This is a genomic window from Flavobacterium sp. IMCC34518 (assembly GCF_027111095.2).
GTDB classification, from domain to species: domain Bacteria; phylum Bacteroidota; class Bacteroidia; order Flavobacteriales; family Flavobacteriaceae; genus Flavobacterium; species Flavobacterium praedii.
This window is the reverse complement of the sequence record NZ_CP114284.2, coordinates 297,920-316,124: the sequence shown is the minus strand read 5'-3', so window position 1 is coordinate 316,124 and position 18,205 is coordinate 297,920. Positions and strand designations below refer to the sequence as shown.

The window sequence follows — 18,205 nt, the reverse complement described above, 5'->3', positions numbered from 1 at the left end:
ATTTTCTTTGAAAAAACTGTTTCTAAAAGCGATTTTTATCTGAAAAATCATATGTTATTTGCTCAAACGATGCAAAGTGTAAGTCATTGCTGTTAATAGAAAGAAAGCAACAATTTGATGGGTCAAACCAAGCCAAAGCGGTACGCTGTACAGTAATGTAAATACACCCAAAGTAAATTGAAGAAAAACGATTACTACTAATGCGTTTAACCCATTCTTTTGCTGAATTGAAATGTTGAATTTTTTGCTTTTGAAGTATAAAAATAAGATCAACCCCACGACAACATAAGCGAGTGTTCTATGAACCAGTTGCACACCACTTTTTCCTTCGGTCAGATTTAATAAAAGTGTTTTATGTTCGATGAATACACTGTCGTGAATGAATTGTCCATCACTCATCATAGGCCAATGGTTGTGAATTAGACCTGCATTTAGTCCCGCAACAAAACCACCATATATAATTTGCAATAGCAGGAAGATTAATGCGAATCGAGCTATTTTTTGCAAAGGAATAATTGCTGCTTTCTTTTCAGGGTAGATTAGATCTAGTGCCACCCAAAGGGTATAGGCAAAAGTGAGAAAAGCAAAAGTGAGGTGCAAAGAAAGGCGAAAATGACTTACATCTGGATTGTCTATTAAACCACTCCTAACCATAAACCAACCAAAAAAACCTTGCAAAGCTCCCATTCCTAACAAAATGAAACATTTGTTTAATGTGGCTTTGTCTATTTTCTTTTTAGCTAAGAAATAAAAGAAAGGGATGATAAAAACCAGTCCAATTATTCTTCCAATAAAACGGTGAAACCATTCCCAGAAATAGATAAATTTATAATCTGAAAGTGTAAAATCATTGTGAATATTGATTTTTTGGTATTCTGGAAATTGTTTGTATTGTTTGAATGCTTCTTGCCATTTGGCATCGGTTAGTGGAGGAAGTGTATCGGTAACAAGATGCCAGTCTGTCATCGATAAACCAGAATTGGTCAATCGGGTGATACCACCCACTACAACCATTACAAACACTAAAAAGCAACCAGATAGAAGCCAAATAATTACGGATTTGTTGTTTTTCATTTTTATTTTATTGGAAAATTTTGGGGATTTTGTCTGGTGTCCCAGATTTCTAAGACAACAATTTCATTCGGGGTTATTTTATAAATAATTTCAAAATGACTTACAATTATAAATTTTGTATTTTCTTGAAAAGTTGGTTTTCCAAGTTCAGGAAGTTGGGTGATGATTTTCAAATTACTATTGAAAAGTAAGTTTAGTTTTACACTATAGACTTTTGATTTATTTCTATTATTCCAGTAGTCAAAAATATTTTTCCTTGAATTTCTAGCTTCAATAGACCAAATTAATCTTCTAACCATGCTTGGATTTCTTTTTGTGCTTCCTCGTCAGATATGCATTCGCCGTTATTGTATTGTTCTAATGCAAGATTTATTTTTCGTTGTTCTTCTTCTGAAAAAATTCGGACACTTTCAAATTGTAAAACAGGTTCATTAACGGATGAAAGACACTTATCTACTTCATTGTACATTTTACAATTCAATAAAGTATTGATTTTTAATAGTAAATGATGGTCATCAGTCGCCATAATTTTTGCTATCAATTTTGATTTTAATTCGGCTGTATTCATATATAGAAAATATTTAAATTTTGGAGATATGGTATCGCCAGATCTTTATTAGTGTTTGAGACAAACGAGGTCATGGCGATTTCATAATTTAAATTTTTATAAAATTAAGAATTTTTTAAATTGTGAAGAGTAAACAAAACTTAAACTTTCTTTAAACCTAATTTTTCTCCGCGCTTTACTACAAAATCATAAGCAGCTTGATATTCATTCGGAATATCTCCTTCCATTATTGCTTCTTTCACAGCTTCTTTTAGCACTCCAATTTCACGAGAAGGCTTTAAGTTGAATATCTCCATAATCTCTTCTCCAGAAATAGGGGGTTGAAAATTACGCACATGATCGCGTTCTTCGACTTCCACAATTTTCTTGCGTACAATTTCAAAATTACTGTGGTATTTTTTAAACTTATTCGGGTTTTTGGTGGTGATATCCGCTTCGCAAAGGGTCATTAAATTTTCTACATCTTCACCAGCATCAAAAACCAAACGGCGAACTGCAGAGTCAGTAACTGTATCTTGCGCCAAAACAATTGGTCGCGAACTCATGATAACCATTTTTTGTACAAATTTCATTTTGTGGTTCAAGGGCATGTGCAAGCGCTCAAATATTTTTTTGGCCATTTTACCGCCAAGGAATTCATGACCGTGAAATGTCCAGCCTTGTTTTTTGTTAAAACGCTTGGTTGGTGCTTTACCAATATCATGTAACAAAGCCGACCAACGTAGCCAGACGTCATCGGTATTGGGACAAATGTTATCTACAACTTCGAGAGTATGGTAAAAATTATTTTTGTGCGTATGACCTTCAATTTCTTCCACTTGGTTTAAAGCAGTCAATTCGGGAAGGATAATATCCAAAAGCCCTGTTTTGAACAATAATAAAAACCCAACAGAAGGTTTATCGGTTGAAAGAATTTTATTCAATTCATCTACAATTCGTTCTCCAGAGATGATTTTGATTCGTTCGGCATTTTTGGTAATGGAATCTAATGAGTTTTTGTCTATTTCAAAACCCAATTGTGTTGCGAATCGAATTCCTCTAAGCATACGCAAAGGATCATCTGAAAAAGTGATGTCTGGATCGAGAGGCGTTTTTATAATTTTGTTTTCCAAGTCGGAAATACCATTGAAAGGATCAGAGAGAGCACCAAAATTATTGGAATTTAATGATAAAGCCAAAGCATTTATCGTAAAATCTCTGCGATTTTGATCATCTTCTAGAGTTCCGTTTTCTACAACAGGGTTTCTGCTGTCAAGAGTGTAGGACTCTTTTCGGGCACCTACAAATTCAATTTCGGTATCTTCAAAACGCAACATTGCCGTTCCATAAGTCTTAAAAACTTGAACCTTTGGTTTTTTTGGCAATAATTCAGATACTTTTAAGGCCAATTCGATTCCGCTGCCAACGGCAACAATATCAATGTCTTTTTTAAAATCTCTTTTTAAAAGCAAGTCGCGCACAAAACCGCCAATTACATAGCTTTCTACATTAAGTTCTTGGGAGGCTTTCGAAATAACTTCGAATATTTTATTATTTAAGGCTTCTTTGTAGTTCATTTTTTTTGTTTAAAGTTTAAAGTTTAAAGTTGTTTAAAACTGTAAACTGTAAACTGCAATCTGAAATCTATTTACTGACCACTTAAAACTGCGTACTGATCACTATTTACGAATAACTTTAACCTGTGAATCATTAGTTAATTTAATAATTGTAGATGGTTTTCCAGCAATTTTATCGCGGTGCAAATTTACAACATAGTCCACGCCTTTTATAATTTCGGGATTAATTTCTTTAAAACTTTTTGGGGTAGGTTGACCAGAGATATTTGCTGATGTGGAAACCAAAGGTTTTTTCATGCGTTCCATCAATTTGAAACAAAAAGGTTCTTTGACTAGTCGAATGCCCAAGGTATTGTCTGGAGCGATTAAATTGGGAGCCACATTTCGAGGTTTGTCTAAAACTAATGTAGTTGGATTTTCAGAAAAATCCATGATTTGCCAAGCTACTTCTGGAATTTCTTTGAATACATTATAAATCATTTTTTCGCCATTCATTAGGCAAATCATACTTTGTTTTTCGGCTCTTTGTTTGAGTTTGTAAATTTTAGCAACAGCTTCAGGATTTGTTGCATCACATCCAATTCCCCAAACGGTATCAGTAGGATAGAGAATGATTCCACCTTCTTTTATAATTTCGAAAGCGTTGTGTATTTCTTGATTGATGTCCATCGTTTTATATTTTGATTTTAAGGAAAATGAAAATAAAGAGTTTTTAATTGATAAGAATTAAGAATCTATTTTACCCATTTTTTTGTTTTTGAAATCTGAGACGGCTTTTCTTTTGAATTTATAAAATTCAAAAATGTTATATGAATAATTTCTGTTAGTATTTACAGATGATTCGTTGGCCTTCACTAATTTTGATATGTAATCAGGAAATAAGGTTTCCCATTTTGATTTTAAATACAAGGTATTACGAACCAGATAATATATTCTTATAGGAGAACAAAGGTATTTTTCTTTTTTTAAAAGATATAATGTTTTTATAGATCTTCTTTTGATTTTTGCTCCAACAGTATGATTAAAAAATAAATTTTCAAATAAAATACATTTTAACCCATTTTTTTTTGCTGATAAGCAGTAATCAAAATCTACTCCATCAATAAATAAATTTTCATCAAATGCCTCCGTTTTTTTATAATTTCTTAAAACAAGTATTGATGCAGAAGTAATTAGAGCATAATTTTCAGTGTTTTGAATTCGTTTTTCATTTGAACATGATTTTTGTTCCAAATATTCAATACCAAATTGGGCTACACTATCTATATCATAATAATTTGAAACTAGGTTAAAATAATGGTCTAAATTGTCCTCACTAAAAGAAGAATCTTGATCCATTGTTAATAAAAAATCATATCCATCAATAATTGCTTGATTACAAGCTTGATTTAATCTTATAGCTATTCCCTTGTTTTCTTGATCTGAAATATATACTATTTTTTCATTGATTTCTTTTCTGAAAAATGAAAGTGAACTTTTTTCTGTATTGTCATAAACATATAATTTGTCAACTTTAGACAAATAGGTATTGATGTTTTGAAGATCTTTTTCTTTTGGATGATATAAAATGACACAAGCTGCAATTTTCATAAGTATTTATTTAGATTATATAGGAAATTGTATTGTATGAAATAAACATGATTGTAAATTGGTCACTATTTTTAATTATAATTTGCAAATTACATATGATCATTAAAAAACAATATATAACAACTTATGAAAATTAATAGTTTTGAGAATTTCTTAAAATTTCTTCTAAGTCAAAATTAAACTTAGTTTCTTCGTTAATAATTTTGGTTTTATAAAATTCAAATTCCTTTGACTTTTCATCATAATCAAATAAACTCGTTTCTAATAATTTTATAATTTCTTGCTCTTTTTCAGGAGAATAGTCTATTTTATAATTATTTGGAATTGAAACATCTTCAAAAAAGCTTGCACTTCCTCGGGTATTTGTAATAACGATACATCCACAAATTGCTGCTTCTCTCGGAATCCTATCTTTTCCAGGATGGTGACCAAAATCAATATAAATTTTGGATTTTAGCAGTAATTCTTTCACTTCAGTAGGGGTCATGTTTTCTATGGCTACCCATTTTAGATGAGGTGTCTTTTCAATTAATATTTTAGTTATTTCATACCCTTTTTTAGGATTATAGGCAATACTATTTTCTTTGTTAGTTGAGTCAAATTTAATATTTTTCACTTCATCAATAAAAATGTCATTAAGATAGTCTGACAGATGTTTTATATCTGATATATCTTTTGATTTTAAAAAGTGTTCAGCATAAAAGCTTTGGACCCAATGAAAATGTTTTGGTTCTTTTTGAAAATTATATTGATATCTTTTTTCTTTTAAACCTAAAAACCTCTTGACAGAAAAACTAGGTTTTTTATTTGTTTCAAAAAAATTATCAACACTTAGCCACCAAATTACGGTTTGTATGTCTTTATATTTTAAAACTAAATTCGCAAAAGATTCGGGAGTGATTAGAAGATTGGAAAGATTATTATCAATTTCAAACGAATAAGGAATTTTCATTCCTTTATAGAATTCATGTACGGGATCCTCATCAATTGAAACTGATAAGTAAAACATTTTGGCATTATATCCCAAATGAATTAGTTTGTAAGCTAATTGATGTAATAAATAGGGGCCTCCTGTTGCAAAGTTTCCTGGACATGCAATATAAATAATACTATTTTTTTTGTCTATTTTCATCATATTTCTTAAAGTTAGTTAATGCTGAAGCTATTATTTGATGCATATCATAATATTTATACTCTGCTAGTCTTCCTCCAAAAATCACTTTTGTTTTATCGGCTTTCTTTTTATAGTTTTCATATTTATTTTGATTTTCGGCATTATTTACTGGGTAAAAGGCTTCCTTTTCAGGACACCAACTATCAGGATATTCTCTGGTAATGAGGGTCTTCTTTTGGGTGCCAAATTCAAAATGTTTGTGTTCAATTATTCTTGTAAAAGGAACTTCTGCATCATTGTAGTTTACCACTGCATTTCCTTGAAAATTCTCTTTGTCAATAATTTCGTTTTCAAATCGCAATGAGCGGTATTCAAGTTGACCAAATTCATAATTAAAATATTCATCGATTTTACCTGTATAGACAATATCAGTCGCTAAAGACTCGAAATAAGAGCGATTTTTGAAAAAATCAGTATTTAAGCTAACATCTACATCTTTTAATAATCCATCAATAATTTTATTATAACCACCTATTGGAATTCCTTGGTATTTATCGTTGAAATAATTATTGTCAAAGGTAAATCGAATGGGAAGTCTTTTTATTATAAACGCAGGAAGTTCAGTTGCTTTTCTTCCCCATTGTTTTTCGGTATATTCTTTTATTAAAGTCTCATAAATATCTTTTCCCACAAGTGAAATAGCTTGCTCTTCTAAGTTTTTTGGATCTTCTACACCATATTGCTTAATTTGTTCATCTATTTTTTCTTTCGCTTGATCAGGTGTAATACATCCCCAAATTTGATAAAATGTATTCATATTAAAAGGTAAATTATATAGCTTTCCTTTTGATATTGAAACGGGTGAATTAATATAATTGTTAAAGGAAGTAAATTGGTTTACATAATCCCATATTTTTTTATCATTAGTATGAAAAATGTGTGCACCAAATTTATGAACATTTATTCCGTCAATTTCTTCACAATAAACATTCCCTCCTTGATGTTCGCGTTTATCAATAACTAGACATTTTTTTCCTAATTTAGTTGCTTCATGTGCAAATACAGAGCCAAACAAACCAGATCCAACTATTAAAATGTCATATTTTTTTTTATTTAAGGGCATATGTTATTTTTTAATACAATTTATATTTAATTTTTTTGTTTTTTATTTACAAAATAGTAAAAAATTTATTACAATTTATATTGTAACGAAAGTTGAAATTGCATGTTGTATTTATTGACTTCAAATTGATATTGAAAATTTCTTAATTGGGCAAAATTAAGTTTTGCTTGAATACCTAAATTACCAAATTTTCGATAAGCATAAGTATTTAAAGCTAAATCTACCCATTTGTGATTGTAATCTGTATAGGCATCATAGTAAAAATCCATATTATGAGCAAATCGTTCTATTTGTAAACCCCAAACTTGATCTTGTTTCCAAACGCTAAAATCTAATGTTTGTAAATTACTTCCAGGTCCAATTCCTGATCCTAATACTTGTCCTTCATGAGTATAGCCATGTAATATTGTACCATGTAAATACCAAGCTCCTGCGGGTCTGACTATGCGATCAGCACTTTGTTCCATATGGGTACTTTCAAAATTAACTTTCAAATACTTATTTTTTTCTTTATTAAGCATAAATATTTTATTAAAACCAAAAAGGTAGGATCTAGAATGTTCCGGTGAATCAAAAAAGTCCCAAATGGTAGAGGAATAATCGTTCCATCCACTTTCTCCATAAAATTCAAATTTTGATTCCTTCATTGCCCATCTAAAAAAAAGAGAAGCTAGTTGATCTCTCATTTTGGCATCTTCACCTAGCGCATTCTTTTTTTGAAAAGGAATAAAAATAGGCATATAATCTGAAAAACTATTTCCCATGTCTGTACGATAAACTTGAATAGTACGATTCATGCCTACAAATAACCCAGGTACCCACTTGGGATGGTAATTTATTGAAATACCATTGATATAACGCCAATCATTTGATTTTGGTAATTCAGTATCAATGCCATCTATCATAAATTGTGATTTTGGGCTGCTTAAGCCAGAACCTTCTAATTTGCCACTTATGATTTGTCCTTCAAAACTTCCGACAAAAGTTTCTATAGGTTGTCTTGTATTAAAAGTAAAATGTAAAAACCCTGGAGCGTTATTACTCATTAATAGTGAATTCCTATTTCCAGGTCCCCACCATAAATTCTCTGTTGACAATCCTATTGAAAATTTATTTATTGCAACACTAATAGAACTTTGTCCCCAAAATAATTTATTATAAGTTTTGCCTCCAAATAAAGTTGGCATATCGGTATAATTTAAATAATATGCATTCACATTGCGAACCACACTTTTTTCTGTTGTAGGGAAAATGTCATATTCTGGATTTGAGGCGTATACATATTCTGGTTTTAATTGAATACTCAAAATTCCATATTGAGCGAATAATCCTGCGGTAAGTTGTGTTTGATAGCCTTTGGCAGGTATCATAGAACCATCATTCCAACCATAAGGATTATAAGTATTGTATTGTTGAGTTAGGGTTATTGGCAATACTTTTGTGATAATTTTTGTCGAATTTTTATCAAGTGCTTGCGTAGAGTCTAATTGGACTAATGTTAATGGCCGTAAAGTATAGGAAATAAATGGGTTTCCATTTCCTAATAATTGTTCGTTTCTACTTCTTTGTTCAATCATGTCAATAGAACCTACTGAAATATTTTGCGCTAATAGCGTATTACCGATTAATAGTAAAATGACAATTCTTAATTGTAAACACATAGAAGTAGAAGTTTAGCTTGTTTAATTTGCTTAAAAAATAAAATGCAAAGATAGTCTTATATTTAAAATATGATTTTTTTATCATCTTTTTAAATATATACTTGTATTTATAAAATGGGGTTGATCTTTTTATAAAGGAAGCTTAATGCTCCTTTTTAATAAATTTTTTCGAAAAAGACTTTTTTAAAGTTTTCTTTTATTTCTAAGTGTATCAACAATTGAAGATAAAAAATAATGTATAGGAAACTTCTTTTTGAAACTATTAATAAATGCGTTGTATTCGTTAAAACTTGTTTCAATTAACTGATTAATATCTATTTTAGAAGAGTTGAAAACTAGATATTTCTGGGCTTTATGATACTTTAAATACTTTTTTTTCATTAAATGTCTGTATTCAAAATATGTAGCAGGTTTTTCTAAATCAAGAATAATTCTTTTTAATCTTTTTTTAGATTCGATTTTGTTCATATTCTTCATTCCAACTTGTTGATTTTGATGTATTCTGTACGAAATCAAATTTTCAGTTGAATAATAGAGAGACTCTCTTAAGATCAATAAAGTAGCTATCTTTTCGTCATGTAGAACAATTGGATCTGTGAAAGAAAAAATAAAATCTTTTACTTGCTTTTTAATACATAATGTGGCTCCTGTAACGAAATTGCCATTTTTTGAAATGATGTTAAAATAATCAATTGGTTTTTGGAATTCTTTTTCTAGAAAAAAAACGGAATCCCAAATAGTATGATCAGAAATTAAATGGTCCGAATTGTCTATTAATTCGGCATTAGAAAAAACTCCTTCGGCATTTGGGTTTTTATCAAAAATTGCCAATGTTTTTTCTACTTTGTCTTTTTTCCAAAGATCATCTTGATCTGATAAAAAAATATAATCTCCTTGACAAAGTTCAATTGCTTTTTCAAAATTTTTTGTACAACCTAGATTTATTTCATTTTGATGTAACTTAATTATTGTAGGATATGTTTTTTGAATCTGATTAATTATTTCAATAGTCTTATCATTTGATCCATCATCACAAATGTTGATTTCATCAATGGGCATGGTTTGATTAAAAATACTATTCAATTGTTTTTCAATGTATTTTTCTCCGTTATAAGTACATAAGGCAACTGATAATTTCATAGTTGTTTTTTTTCTTGTAGTATAAATTAGTACCTTTTTTATGACTTGGGTTTACTAATTTATATTTATAGTTAAAAGTAATTTTGCTTTTTATTTATTTTAGTTTTAAAACATGATTTATCCAGTTTTCAACTAAGTACTTTTTTAAAATGGCTTGAGGTATTTTTACATATTCATTTTTAAAAAAATCTAAAGGTATGGTTATGTTTTTTTCGTTAATTATAAGAATATTATTGGGGTTATAAAAATCGTAATTTTTGATATCATTATTTGTTGTGATGAGCTTTTTTTCTAAGCTAAGACTTTCAAATACTCTAAATGTGAGTCCTTTTTGTCCTTTTCTATTGATGTCAAGTAGTACTTGAGAATTATTCATATACTCATTTACTTCTGTTAAAGGTATTTGTTCTGATGTATATTCAATATTAGGGTCATTATTTTTTTTTCCTTTATCAAAAACAATAATTTTATAATTGATTTTTTTTTCTTTTAGAATAGAAGTTATTTTCGATATGATTGGGGAGCGTCTATCTTTAGAACTTATATTAAATATTTGGTATTGTGTTTTTTGTTTCGAATTTATTTCAGATGGATAAATCCAATTGGTAATAAATTTTAAATTGTATTTTTTGCAATCTTGTTTTTCAAAAGAATATACTTCGTCAAAACAAGGAATAACACTTTTGATTTTCGGACATCTATAAATGCTATCATTAAAATAAGCAATAGATTTTTTTGTGTATTTTTTAAATTCTAAAATGTTTTTTGGGTCAATAAAATCTCCTTTTACTGTCAAAATCACATCCTGGATTTCATTGTTTTCTCTTAATTTTTCGAGTATTTTCTTGCCGTAATGAATGTTTTTAAGGTTTTTTTTGAATATTGTTTTCAGGAAAAAATTATAATACCGATATAGAATAGTCTTGTATTTGTAGGTGAAAGCATTGAAATTTATGTGATATACGCAATGTCCTTCTTTTTTTAAGGCAGTTACAATATGGCTGTTAAAACCCCAATTATCAAAACTTATAATTGTTATTTTCATTAAAAATTATATAAATTATAGTACATAAATTAAATGCAAATGTAGTTTATAATTCAAAAAGTAGCGATTTATTCGTGTTATAATTGCTTCATTTTAAAAAAACAGAAGAATTTTTGATACCTTTTTTTCGAGTTTTACTATATGTTATTTCTGTAAAGGCTTAGTTCTTAATATGCTTTTCAGTAAGAAATTTAAGTTTTTGTTTATTGATTCGAAGATATAATTTTCTGAAAACCCTTTAAGGATTTGGATATTGGTGCCCCACTTACTATTAAAAAAAATAAAGTCCAGTTTTTAGGTTTCAAAATACTACTAAAGAAATATTTTATTATTAAAAAGAGCATTACAATTTTATGTCCAAAAAAGCCATAGTGTTTTCGAATAATATACAACAATGAAATTTTTAATTCTTTTTTTATAGCCATTGATTTTGCTGTGCTTGCACCATGTAGATGAATAAATTTAGCTTCAGGAATCAAATAAGCAAATTTTGATTTTTTGGCCAATCTGATGCATAAATCTGTTTCTTCATAATAAAGAAAAATATTGGTATCAAAACCTCCAACTTCATAGAAATCTATTGCTTTAACTAACATAAAACTTCCAGGTATAAAATTTACTTGAGTAGGGGAACTGTATGTTTTTTTTCTTCTAGGATACTTTTTCGGATTGATTAATTCTAGAAAATTACGACCTAAAATTTCTCTTGTTGGTGATGCAAAATGATCAAGTGAAATCATAAAGTCTCCATTTTCTTTGTAAGATTGAGCTCCTGCAATACCAATGTTTTGATTCTTATCTAATTCATTTTTTAGAATTGCTAAACAATCATTCATAAACAGCGTGTCATTGTTTACAAAAGCTAAATATTTTGCTTTTGCAAATTGTACACCAAACATATTACCGGCGCCAAAACCATTATTAATAATATTTCTATGTAGTTCAATATTAGAATTATGTAAACTATCACAAAATAATTTCAGGTTAAGATAATCTTCTTTTTCAGAGCAATTATCGGTAATTATGATCTGAAAATTGATTTCTTTTGAAGTATTAGATAGTATTGATTGGATACAATTTATTGTATGTTTACTGGAGTTGTAATTTATTAAAATTATTGAAACATCAAACATAGTAATGAAAGTAGATTTTTGTGTTATTAGAAAGTTTTAATAATTTTAAATTTATTGACATCCTTTTTTTTGGAAAGAAGAATGTTATTGATTTATGCGGTGTAAAAGTAATGAATGTAATTGTGATATTTCATGCAGGAAGGATGTAAATGAATAGAAAAGTAAAGATCACTAATTTTTATATTATTATTTATGGTATAAAAATCAAAGTGAAGAAAGTGTACCTTTGTATCAAATTCATGAAATGGTAAAGGTTAAATTTGAAATTAGATAATAATTATATTTGGCAGAAATAGTGAAGAAATATTTATTGTTTTTTAGATATAATTCTCTTCAAATGAATCGAGTTAATGGTTAAAACGAAGTTGTGATGGGTTCTTAAATTTGAGGTTGTTTAGAAAAATATAGCATGAAAAGATTGTCACTATTATAGAATTTGATAGTAAGAATTTATTGATTCTATTATAAATAATCACCGAGTAAACTTAGTTTTTTTACTTTTACGAATATAATTTTTTCTATCATTATTGTGTTTTTTAGATAACTTTTAAGAATCGAAATTCAGTCAGATAAGCCAAATTAATTGCAAACAAAACCATCTACATTTAAAATAAAAAATAGACTGATGAAAACAGCTTTATTGATTTCTACTTATAATTGGCCTGATGCACTAGATTTGGTTTTAAAAAGCATTTTAAATCAAACGACGCTTCCGGATGAAATTTTGATAGCAGATGATGGTTCAAGCAACGAAACCAAAGCGTTGATTGACAGATTTAGAAACGAAATAAATGTTCCTATTTGTCATGTATGGCAAGAAGATGTTGGTTTTAGAAAATCGAAAATCTTGAATAAAGCTATTGCCCAAACCAACGCAGATTACATTATACAGATTGATGGAGATTGTATTTTGCACAAAAAATTCATTTCTGATCATTTGGATTCTGTTCAAAAAGGTTTCTATTTGTATGGATCTAGAGTCAATATTTTACCAGAATATGTAGATGAAGTTATAGAAAAGAAAACAACTGATTTTAATTTTTTTTCAAATGAAATTAAAAACAGGTCAAGAAGTTTATCGATATCTTTTTTATCTAAATGGTATAAGCCACATTATGGAATTTCGAAAAAATTTCGGGGATGCAATGTGTCTTTTTGGCGAAAAGATTTGATCGATATTAATGGATATAATGAGGATTTTGAAGGATGGGGTAGAGAAGATTCAGATTTAGTTATTAGAATGGGAAATAATGGTGTGAAAGCCAAAAGACTCCGTTATGCAGGTATTTTATATCATATATTTCATAAATCAAATTCAAAAAGTAATTTAGAATTGAACAATAAAATTCAAAAAGAAACCATTGATAAAGGTATCATTAAAATCACAAATGGAATCAATCAATATTTAAAGAAGTAACTATTTTAGTTGTAGTATAAGTATAGTTGTAATTAAGAAAAATAAATGCATTTAAAAATAAATCAAAATTTCAAAGACAATATCGATTTTATCAAATCGAGTATTCATAATTTCAAATCTACTGGAAAACTCTTTGGTGACGGTAAAAGAAACAGTATCAAATTATTCGAATTAAATGGAAAGACAATTAATATCAAATCCTTTAAAATTCCTAATTTGATTAATAAAATTGCTTATAAATATTTTAGAAAATCCAAAGCGAGACGTTCATTTGAGTATGCTACCATTTTATTAGAAAAAGGCATAGGAACACCCGAACCAATTGCATATCTAGAAAATTACAATTGGTTAGGATTAAAAGATAGTTATTATGCTAGTGAACATCTTGATTGTGATTTGACTTACAGAGAATTGGTCGAAATTCCAAATTTTCCTGATCATGAGAATATTTTAAGACAGTTTACCCAATTTTCATTTCATTTGCATCAAAGTGGTGTCGAATTTTTGGATCACTCTCCAGGAAATACTTTGATCAAAAAGTCGGTTGAAGGATTTTATGAGTTTTTCTTGGTTGATCTAAATAGAATGACTTTTCATGACCAAATGAATTTTGATCAACGCATGAAAAATCTTTCTCGGTTAACGCCTCAAAAAGGAATGATTGCAACAATGAGTAATGAATATTCAAAATTGTATACAGCAAAAACAGAAGCTGAAATCTTTGAAAAAATGTGGTTTTATACCCAAGAATTTCAAGATAAATTTTCAAGAAAGCAGAGATTAAAAAAGAAACTTAAATTTTGGAAATCTTAGTTTTTCGATTTTAATTTTTTTAATTCCTGAAAACGAACTGAAACACTCAGAGCATTCAAATAGCATAGTATCACTCCTTTTTTTCCATCTAAAATTCCTAATCGGATAAAATATTGATAGACAAATTGATAAAGAGGTCTTATGTAATAATGAAAAAAGTTTGGACTTGTACCTTTTGCAAATTCTTCTTTGGCTTTCATTTTTCCATAAACAATCATTTTTTGTTTATAACTTGTAAAATCAGTGTAAGAATAATGAATAAGTTTGTTTTTTAATTTTCCAATTTCACCTGTCACATTTAATTTTTCATGTACAATTTTTTGTTCAGAGTAGAATGCTTTATTATTTTGAAAAAGTCTAATAATTTTGTCTGTTTGCCAACCACTATAATTTAGTATTGCATTTTCAAACATAAACCTTCGGTAAACATTGTAGGCAGAGAAAGCTTCTTTTTGTTGTATAGTTTGAGTGATTTCCTGCTGTAATTTTGGAGTGAGTCTTTCATCTGCATCGATAAAAAGTATCCAAGGATTTGTTACTAGACTTATAGCAAAATTTCGTTGCAAGGCATAATTTTCAAATGGATGTTGAACTACTTTTACAGTATCAAAACTTTTTGCAATTGCCAATGTGTTATCAGTACTAAAAGAATCAATTACGATAATTTCGTCAGCAAAAGCAATGTTATCTATGAGTTCTTTAATATTGTGTTCTTCATTGTAAGTAATGATCAATGCAGTTAGCAAAGGCTTTTTTGTATTGTAGATTTCAATACTTTTTTTTTTATTGTCCGAAAGATTGTTGCTTAAGAAAGCAATCATTTGATTGGTAAATAATTCTGGATAAAAGTTTTTATATAAATCTATAGCTCTTTTTTTAAGCTCTTTTTCGGTAAGGTTTGAAAATAATTCAGGTTTAAAATCATTTAAATGAACAGAATTATGCATGATTCCATCTTCAAATGTCGCCCATATTTTCTTTTCAATCCACGGTGAAAAAAGGATGAATGAAGGTTTGTTTAGAGCTTTTGCCATGTTTATGGCGCCACCATCATTCCCAATAATCAAATCGCATTGATTCATTATGGCAATAAATGATCTTAAACTAGCTCCATATAGATTAAAATATATTTTTTCCTGTGTAGAAGGTTTACAGGAATCAAAAACAAATTTGGCATCGTTTAATTGTTTCGGAAAATAATTAAATAAAATGTTTACGTCAAAAGTATCGGTAATTGTATCTACCAGTTTTGCCATATATTCTAATGGGTAAGTTTTTAGTTTTTCACTTCCCAAAAGGCTTATCATAATCGTTTTTCTTTCTTTTTTTAGTTGATTTTTTTCAAAAAGAGATACAGCTTCTTGCATTTCTTTTTCAGAAACATACAGTTTTGGTAGCGGATCTATTTTTATATTTAAATCAAGAGGATCTAATAAGGAAAGTCGTCTTTCAATGGCCAAACCCAAATTGGTTTTTGGATAAGGTTCAAAAGGAACGTTATCCGTATATAAAAAGGTTCTGCCTTTCTTTTTGTATGAAATTTTTCTTTTAGCGCCACTTAATAAAACAATCAGCCAGCTTTCTAATTTTGAATAGGCGTCTATAACCAAATCATAATGAGTGGCTCGAATTTGAAGTGCAAGTTTTAAAAACGCTGCCTTACTTTTGCGATGTTTTTCTTCAAACAATATTATATTGTCAATGTTTCTATTTCCTTCTAAAACAGGTGTAGTTGATTCATAAACCAGATAATCAATTTGGGCATTAGGATATGCAATTCTTAAGTTATTGCAAATGATTGAACTGATTAGGACATCACCAATCATTTTTTGTTGTATAACTAGAATTTTCATATCTGTAATAGTTAAATTTAATAATGAACAAATTGAATAAAAAAAATGAATTTCAATGGGAATTTCAATTTTTAAATAGAAAAACTATTTCTCTAGCGTTAAAGCATCATTCGTAACTCGTTCATAAAAAGTTTGAATATAGGCTTTTAAAAATAGAGACATTTTATTAGCTATTTTTTCATTGGTTTTTAATAAGTTATTTTTCAATAAAATATCTTTCTTCCAATTGTATAAACCAATGGATTGGTTATTGGCAAAAGCCAAATAATAATCACCTTGAATATAATAATAAGTACCTTGATTGCAGTATACTACAAAATTGTTTTTGGATCTAAAGCTTTTTCCAAAACTTACCATATCTGTTTTGATGTTTAAATAGTCCAAAATACTTGGCATAATATCAATTTGTTGAAAGTTATTTTCATTGACTCCAACAAATTTAGGATCAGATGGGTCAAAAAACAGAATTGGGATTCTAAATCTTCCAAGTATTGTTCTATCTTTTGCTAGTTCTCCTCCAGAAGAAGTATGATCCGATGAAAAGACAAAAAGAGTGTTATTGTACCAACTTTGTTTTTTTGCTGTTTTAAAAAATTGACGTAATGCGAAATCTGTATATCCGATGCTTTCTTGAATTTTTGTGTTTCCTTTTGGAAATTTTCCTTTATATTTTTCGGGTACTTTATAAGGATTATGTGAAGAAATTGTAAAAAGAGAGCTAAAAAAGGGCTGTTTAAAACTACTGAGTTTGTTACAGAAAAACTGCATAAACTCTTCATCATAAATTCCCCATTTCCCATCAAATGATTCTTTTCCTATATATTCATCTTTTCCATAATAGTGATCAAAACCAGCTACTTTAGCATATTGATCAAAATTTTGACTACCATTGAATGCACCATGAAAAAAAGAGGTATTGTATCCTTCTTTTTCTAAAATAATAGGAAGACCATGAATTTTGTTTAACGAAAAACTGGATGAGATAAATGAGTTATTCATTAAACTTGGAATGCTAGATAATATAGAAGGTACGGCATCTATAGAAGCTATACCGTTTGCAAATCCATTTTTGAAATAATAGGATTTTGTGATTAATGAGTCTAAAAAAGGAGTATAACCTCTACCTACATTTTCGTTTCCAAAACTTTCCAAAATAATTACGACTACATTTTTTTTGGTAATTGGTTTGCTAGGATTTAAGTTTATTATTGGGTTATAAATCGAAATTAATTCTTTTTCATTAAAATAATGTGCTTTTTCTATGTCTTCTTTTTTTACTAAAGTTTTTAAAATACAAAAAGGAGTATTTAATATTAAAGCTGAATTCCCAAGTTCTCCATAAACTACTGCATCCACAATTTTAAGTGGTTTTTTGCGAAAACCACCACGAGATGCAAGTAATCCTATGGCTATAGCAAGAATGAGAAAACCATATTGTTTTATTAATTCATTTTTTTGAAGTTTTTCAATCGAGTTGGGTTGCTTAAAAGTGGGAAGAAAGATCCAAAAAAGCACACTGAAAATAAGGAATAAAACACCTACATACCAAAATTGCATTAGAAAAGAAGGAATCAAACCAAAAATTTCATGTTCCATTCCTTTAGCTGTAATCATACTAAAAGTACTTCGTTTTCCAGTAAATCTATAATAAATAATATCTATGAAATTGGTTGCAATTAATAAAAGGTTTATTGAATAGAATGAAATTTTAAGCCATTTTTGATAATTTGGCGTGTATTTAAAATTTCCTGGAATCAAATGTGCAACTACAAAAATAATATTTAAATAGGCAATTGCGGCCAAATCAAACAGAATTCCACCTTTAATAGTAGTCAAATTAAAATTTTGAAATGACGTGGCATTCATGAAGTAAAATGCTACTCGAGACAATTGATAAATTAGGGTAACTAATAGTAATCGTTTAAGAAGTAGGATGCTGACTTTCTTGTAATTATTCATTTTGGAATTTATTATTTTGAGAACTTGATGTTCAGAGTTATTTTGGGTTATTCTAATGAAAAAAGGTATTTGCTTAATATTTAAATCAATAGTGGTTTTTTTTCTTTAGAATAAGTTAACAATAAGTTTATTTTAATTGAGGTGCAAACTTAATTTAAT

16 protein-coding genes are annotated in these 18,205 nt (G+C 28.5%); 2 read left to right on the top strand and 14 right to left on the bottom strand.

What is annotated here, in order from left to right; translation table 11 throughout:
* Positions 1-54 precede the first annotated feature (54 nt).
* The 12 genes from OZP06_RS01300 to OZP06_RS01245 form a co-directional block, all read right to left on the bottom strand.
* Positions 55-1,074 carry a COX15/CtaA family protein gene (locus OZP06_RS01300; protein ID WP_269223329.1) on the bottom strand — a complete coding sequence of 340 codons (1,020 nt, stop codon included), beginning with the start codon at positions 1,072-1,074 and terminating at the stop codon, positions 55-57.
* Between the two features lie 2 nt (positions 1,075-1,076).
* A complete protein-coding gene (locus OZP06_RS01295) occupies positions 1,077-1,373 on the bottom strand; it encodes a type II toxin-antitoxin system RelE/ParE family toxin (protein WP_269223328.1) in 297 nt (98 codons plus the stop codon).
* Positions 1,358-1,642 carry a hypothetical protein gene (locus tag OZP06_RS01290; RefSeq protein ID WP_269223327.1) on the bottom strand — a complete coding sequence of 95 codons (285 nt, stop codon included), beginning with the start codon at positions 1,640-1,642 and terminating at the stop codon, positions 1,358-1,360. Before OZP06_RS01290 ends, OZP06_RS01295 begins: the two co-directional genes overlap by 16 nt.
* Positions 1,643-1,782: 140 nt before the next feature.
* The gene (locus OZP06_RS01285; protein ID WP_281324125.1) at positions 1,783-3,198 is read right to left on the bottom strand and encodes an HD domain-containing protein; all 1,416 of its coding nucleotides are present in this window, start codon (positions 3,196-3,198) and stop codon (positions 1,783-1,785) included.
* Between the two features lie 102 nt (positions 3,199-3,300).
* Positions 3,301-3,867, bottom strand: a complete 567-nt coding sequence (locus OZP06_RS01280; RefSeq protein ID WP_269223326.1) for an L-threonylcarbamoyladenylate synthase — start codon at positions 3,865-3,867, stop codon at positions 3,301-3,303.
* Between the two features lie 57 nt (positions 3,868-3,924).
* Positions 3,925-4,788, bottom strand: a complete 864-nt coding sequence (locus OZP06_RS01275; RefSeq protein ID WP_281239275.1) for a hypothetical protein — start codon at positions 4,786-4,788, stop codon at positions 3,925-3,927.
* 133 nt (positions 4,789-4,921) lie between these two features.
* Positions 4,922-5,740 carry a hypothetical protein gene (locus OZP06_RS01270; RefSeq protein ID WP_281324124.1) on the bottom strand — a complete coding sequence of 273 codons (819 nt, stop codon included), beginning with the start codon at positions 5,738-5,740 and terminating at the stop codon, positions 4,922-4,924.
* Positions 5,741-5,897: 157 nt separating this feature from the next.
* Positions 5,898-7,025, bottom strand: a complete 1,128-nt coding sequence (gene glf / locus OZP06_RS01265; protein ID WP_281239277.1) for a UDP-galactopyranose mutase — start codon at positions 7,023-7,025, stop codon at positions 5,898-5,900.
* 68 nt (positions 7,026-7,093) lie between these two features.
* The gene (locus OZP06_RS01260) at positions 7,094-8,686 is read right to left on the bottom strand and encodes a capsule assembly Wzi family protein (protein ID WP_281324123.1); all 1,593 of its coding nucleotides are present in this window, start codon (positions 8,684-8,686) and stop codon (positions 7,094-7,096) included.
* A 183-nt stretch (positions 8,687-8,869) separates the two neighbouring features.
* Entirely contained in the window at positions 8,870-9,826 is a 957-nt protein-coding gene (locus OZP06_RS01255; protein ID WP_281239279.1) for a glycosyltransferase, read from the bottom strand.
* Between the two features lie 94 nt (positions 9,827-9,920).
* Positions 9,921-10,871, bottom strand: a complete 951-nt coding sequence (locus OZP06_RS01250) for a hypothetical protein (RefSeq protein WP_281324122.1) — start codon at positions 10,869-10,871, stop codon at positions 9,921-9,923.
* A 203-nt stretch (positions 10,872-11,074) separates the two neighbouring features.
* On the bottom strand, positions 11,075-12,004 hold the full coding sequence (locus OZP06_RS01245) for a glycosyltransferase family 2 protein (protein WP_281324121.1): 930 nt from the start codon (positions 12,002-12,004) through the stop codon (positions 11,075-11,077).
* Between the two features lie 625 nt (positions 12,005-12,629).
* Here OZP06_RS01245 and OZP06_RS01240 point away from each other — a divergent pair.
* The gene (locus tag OZP06_RS01240; RefSeq protein WP_269223316.1) at positions 12,630-13,421 is read left to right on the top strand and encodes a glycosyltransferase family 2 protein; all 792 of its coding nucleotides are present in this window, start codon (positions 12,630-12,632) and stop codon (positions 13,419-13,421) included.
* A gap of 45 nt (positions 13,422-13,466) precedes the next feature.
* Positions 13,467-14,234, top strand: coding sequence for a Kdo domain containing protein (locus OZP06_RS01235; protein ID WP_269223315.1), 768 nt, complete (start codon positions 13,467-13,469; stop codon positions 14,232-14,234).
* Here the strand turns inward: OZP06_RS01235 and OZP06_RS18025 are convergent.
* Complete coding sequence (locus OZP06_RS18025; RefSeq protein WP_348651437.1) at positions 14,231-16,087, bottom strand: glycosyltransferase; 1,857 nt, start codon at positions 16,085-16,087, stop codon at positions 14,231-14,233. The two genes, OZP06_RS01235 and OZP06_RS18025, sit on opposite strands and share 4 nt — an antisense overlap.
* An 84-nt stretch (positions 16,088-16,171) precedes the next feature.
* Entirely contained in the window at positions 16,172-18,046 is a 1,875-nt protein-coding gene (locus OZP06_RS01220) for an LTA synthase family protein (RefSeq protein WP_269223314.1), read from the bottom strand.
* Between the last annotated feature and the right edge of the window lie 159 nt (positions 18,047-18,205).

Bases quoted from the DNA above. Each gene is read 5' to 3' on its own strand.
- OZP06_RS01300 (WP_269223329.1), bottom strand. From the start codon at position 1,074: ATGAAAAACAACAAATCCGTAATTATTTGGCTTCTATCTGGTTGCTTT.
- OZP06_RS01295 (WP_269223328.1), bottom strand. From the start codon at position 1,373: ATGGTTAGAAGATTAATTTGGTCTATTGAAGCTAGAAATTCAAGGAAA.
- OZP06_RS01290 (WP_269223327.1), bottom strand. From the start codon at position 1,642: ATGAATACAGCCGAATTAAAATCAAAATTGATAGCAAAAATTATGGCG.
- OZP06_RS01285 (WP_281324125.1), bottom strand. From the start codon at position 3,198: ATGAACTACAAAGAAGCCTTAAATAATAAAATATTCGAAGTTATTTCG.
- OZP06_RS01280 (WP_269223326.1), bottom strand. From the start codon at position 3,867: ATGGACATCAATCAAGAAATACACAACGCTTTCGAAATTATAAAAGAA.
- OZP06_RS01275 (WP_281239275.1), bottom strand. From the start codon at position 4,788: ATGAAAATTGCAGCTTGTGTCATTTTATATCATCCAAAAGAAAAAGAT.
- OZP06_RS01270 (WP_281324124.1), bottom strand. From the start codon at position 5,740: ATGAAAATTCCTTATTCGTTTGAAATTGATAATAATCTTTCCAATCTT.
- glf (WP_281239277.1), bottom strand. From the start codon at position 7,025: ATGCCCTTAAATAAAAAAAAATATGACATTTTAATAGTTGGATCTGGT.
- OZP06_RS01260 (WP_281324123.1), bottom strand. From the start codon at position 8,686: ATGTGTTTACAATTAAGAATTGTCATTTTACTATTAATCGGTAATACG.
- OZP06_RS01255 (WP_281239279.1), bottom strand. From the start codon at position 9,826: ATGAAATTATCAGTTGCCTTATGTACTTATAACGGAGAAAAATACATT.
- OZP06_RS01250 (WP_281324122.1), bottom strand. From the start codon at position 10,871: ATGAAAATAACAATTATAAGTTTTGATAATTGGGGTTTTAACAGCCAT.
- OZP06_RS01245 (WP_281324121.1), bottom strand. From the start codon at position 12,004: ATGTTTGATGTTTCAATAATTTTAATAAATTACAACTCCAGTAAACAT.
- OZP06_RS01240 (WP_269223316.1), top strand. From the start codon at position 12,630: ATGAAAACAGCTTTATTGATTTCTACTTATAATTGGCCTGATGCACTA.
- OZP06_RS01235 (WP_269223315.1), top strand. From the start codon at position 13,467: ATGCATTTAAAAATAAATCAAAATTTCAAAGACAATATCGATTTTATC.
- OZP06_RS18025 (WP_348651437.1), bottom strand. From the start codon at position 16,087: ATGAAAATTCTAGTTATACAACAAAAAATGATTGGTGATGTCCTAATC.
- OZP06_RS01220 (WP_269223314.1), bottom strand. From the start codon at position 18,046: ATGAATAATTACAAGAAAGTCAGCATCCTACTTCTTAAACGATTACTA.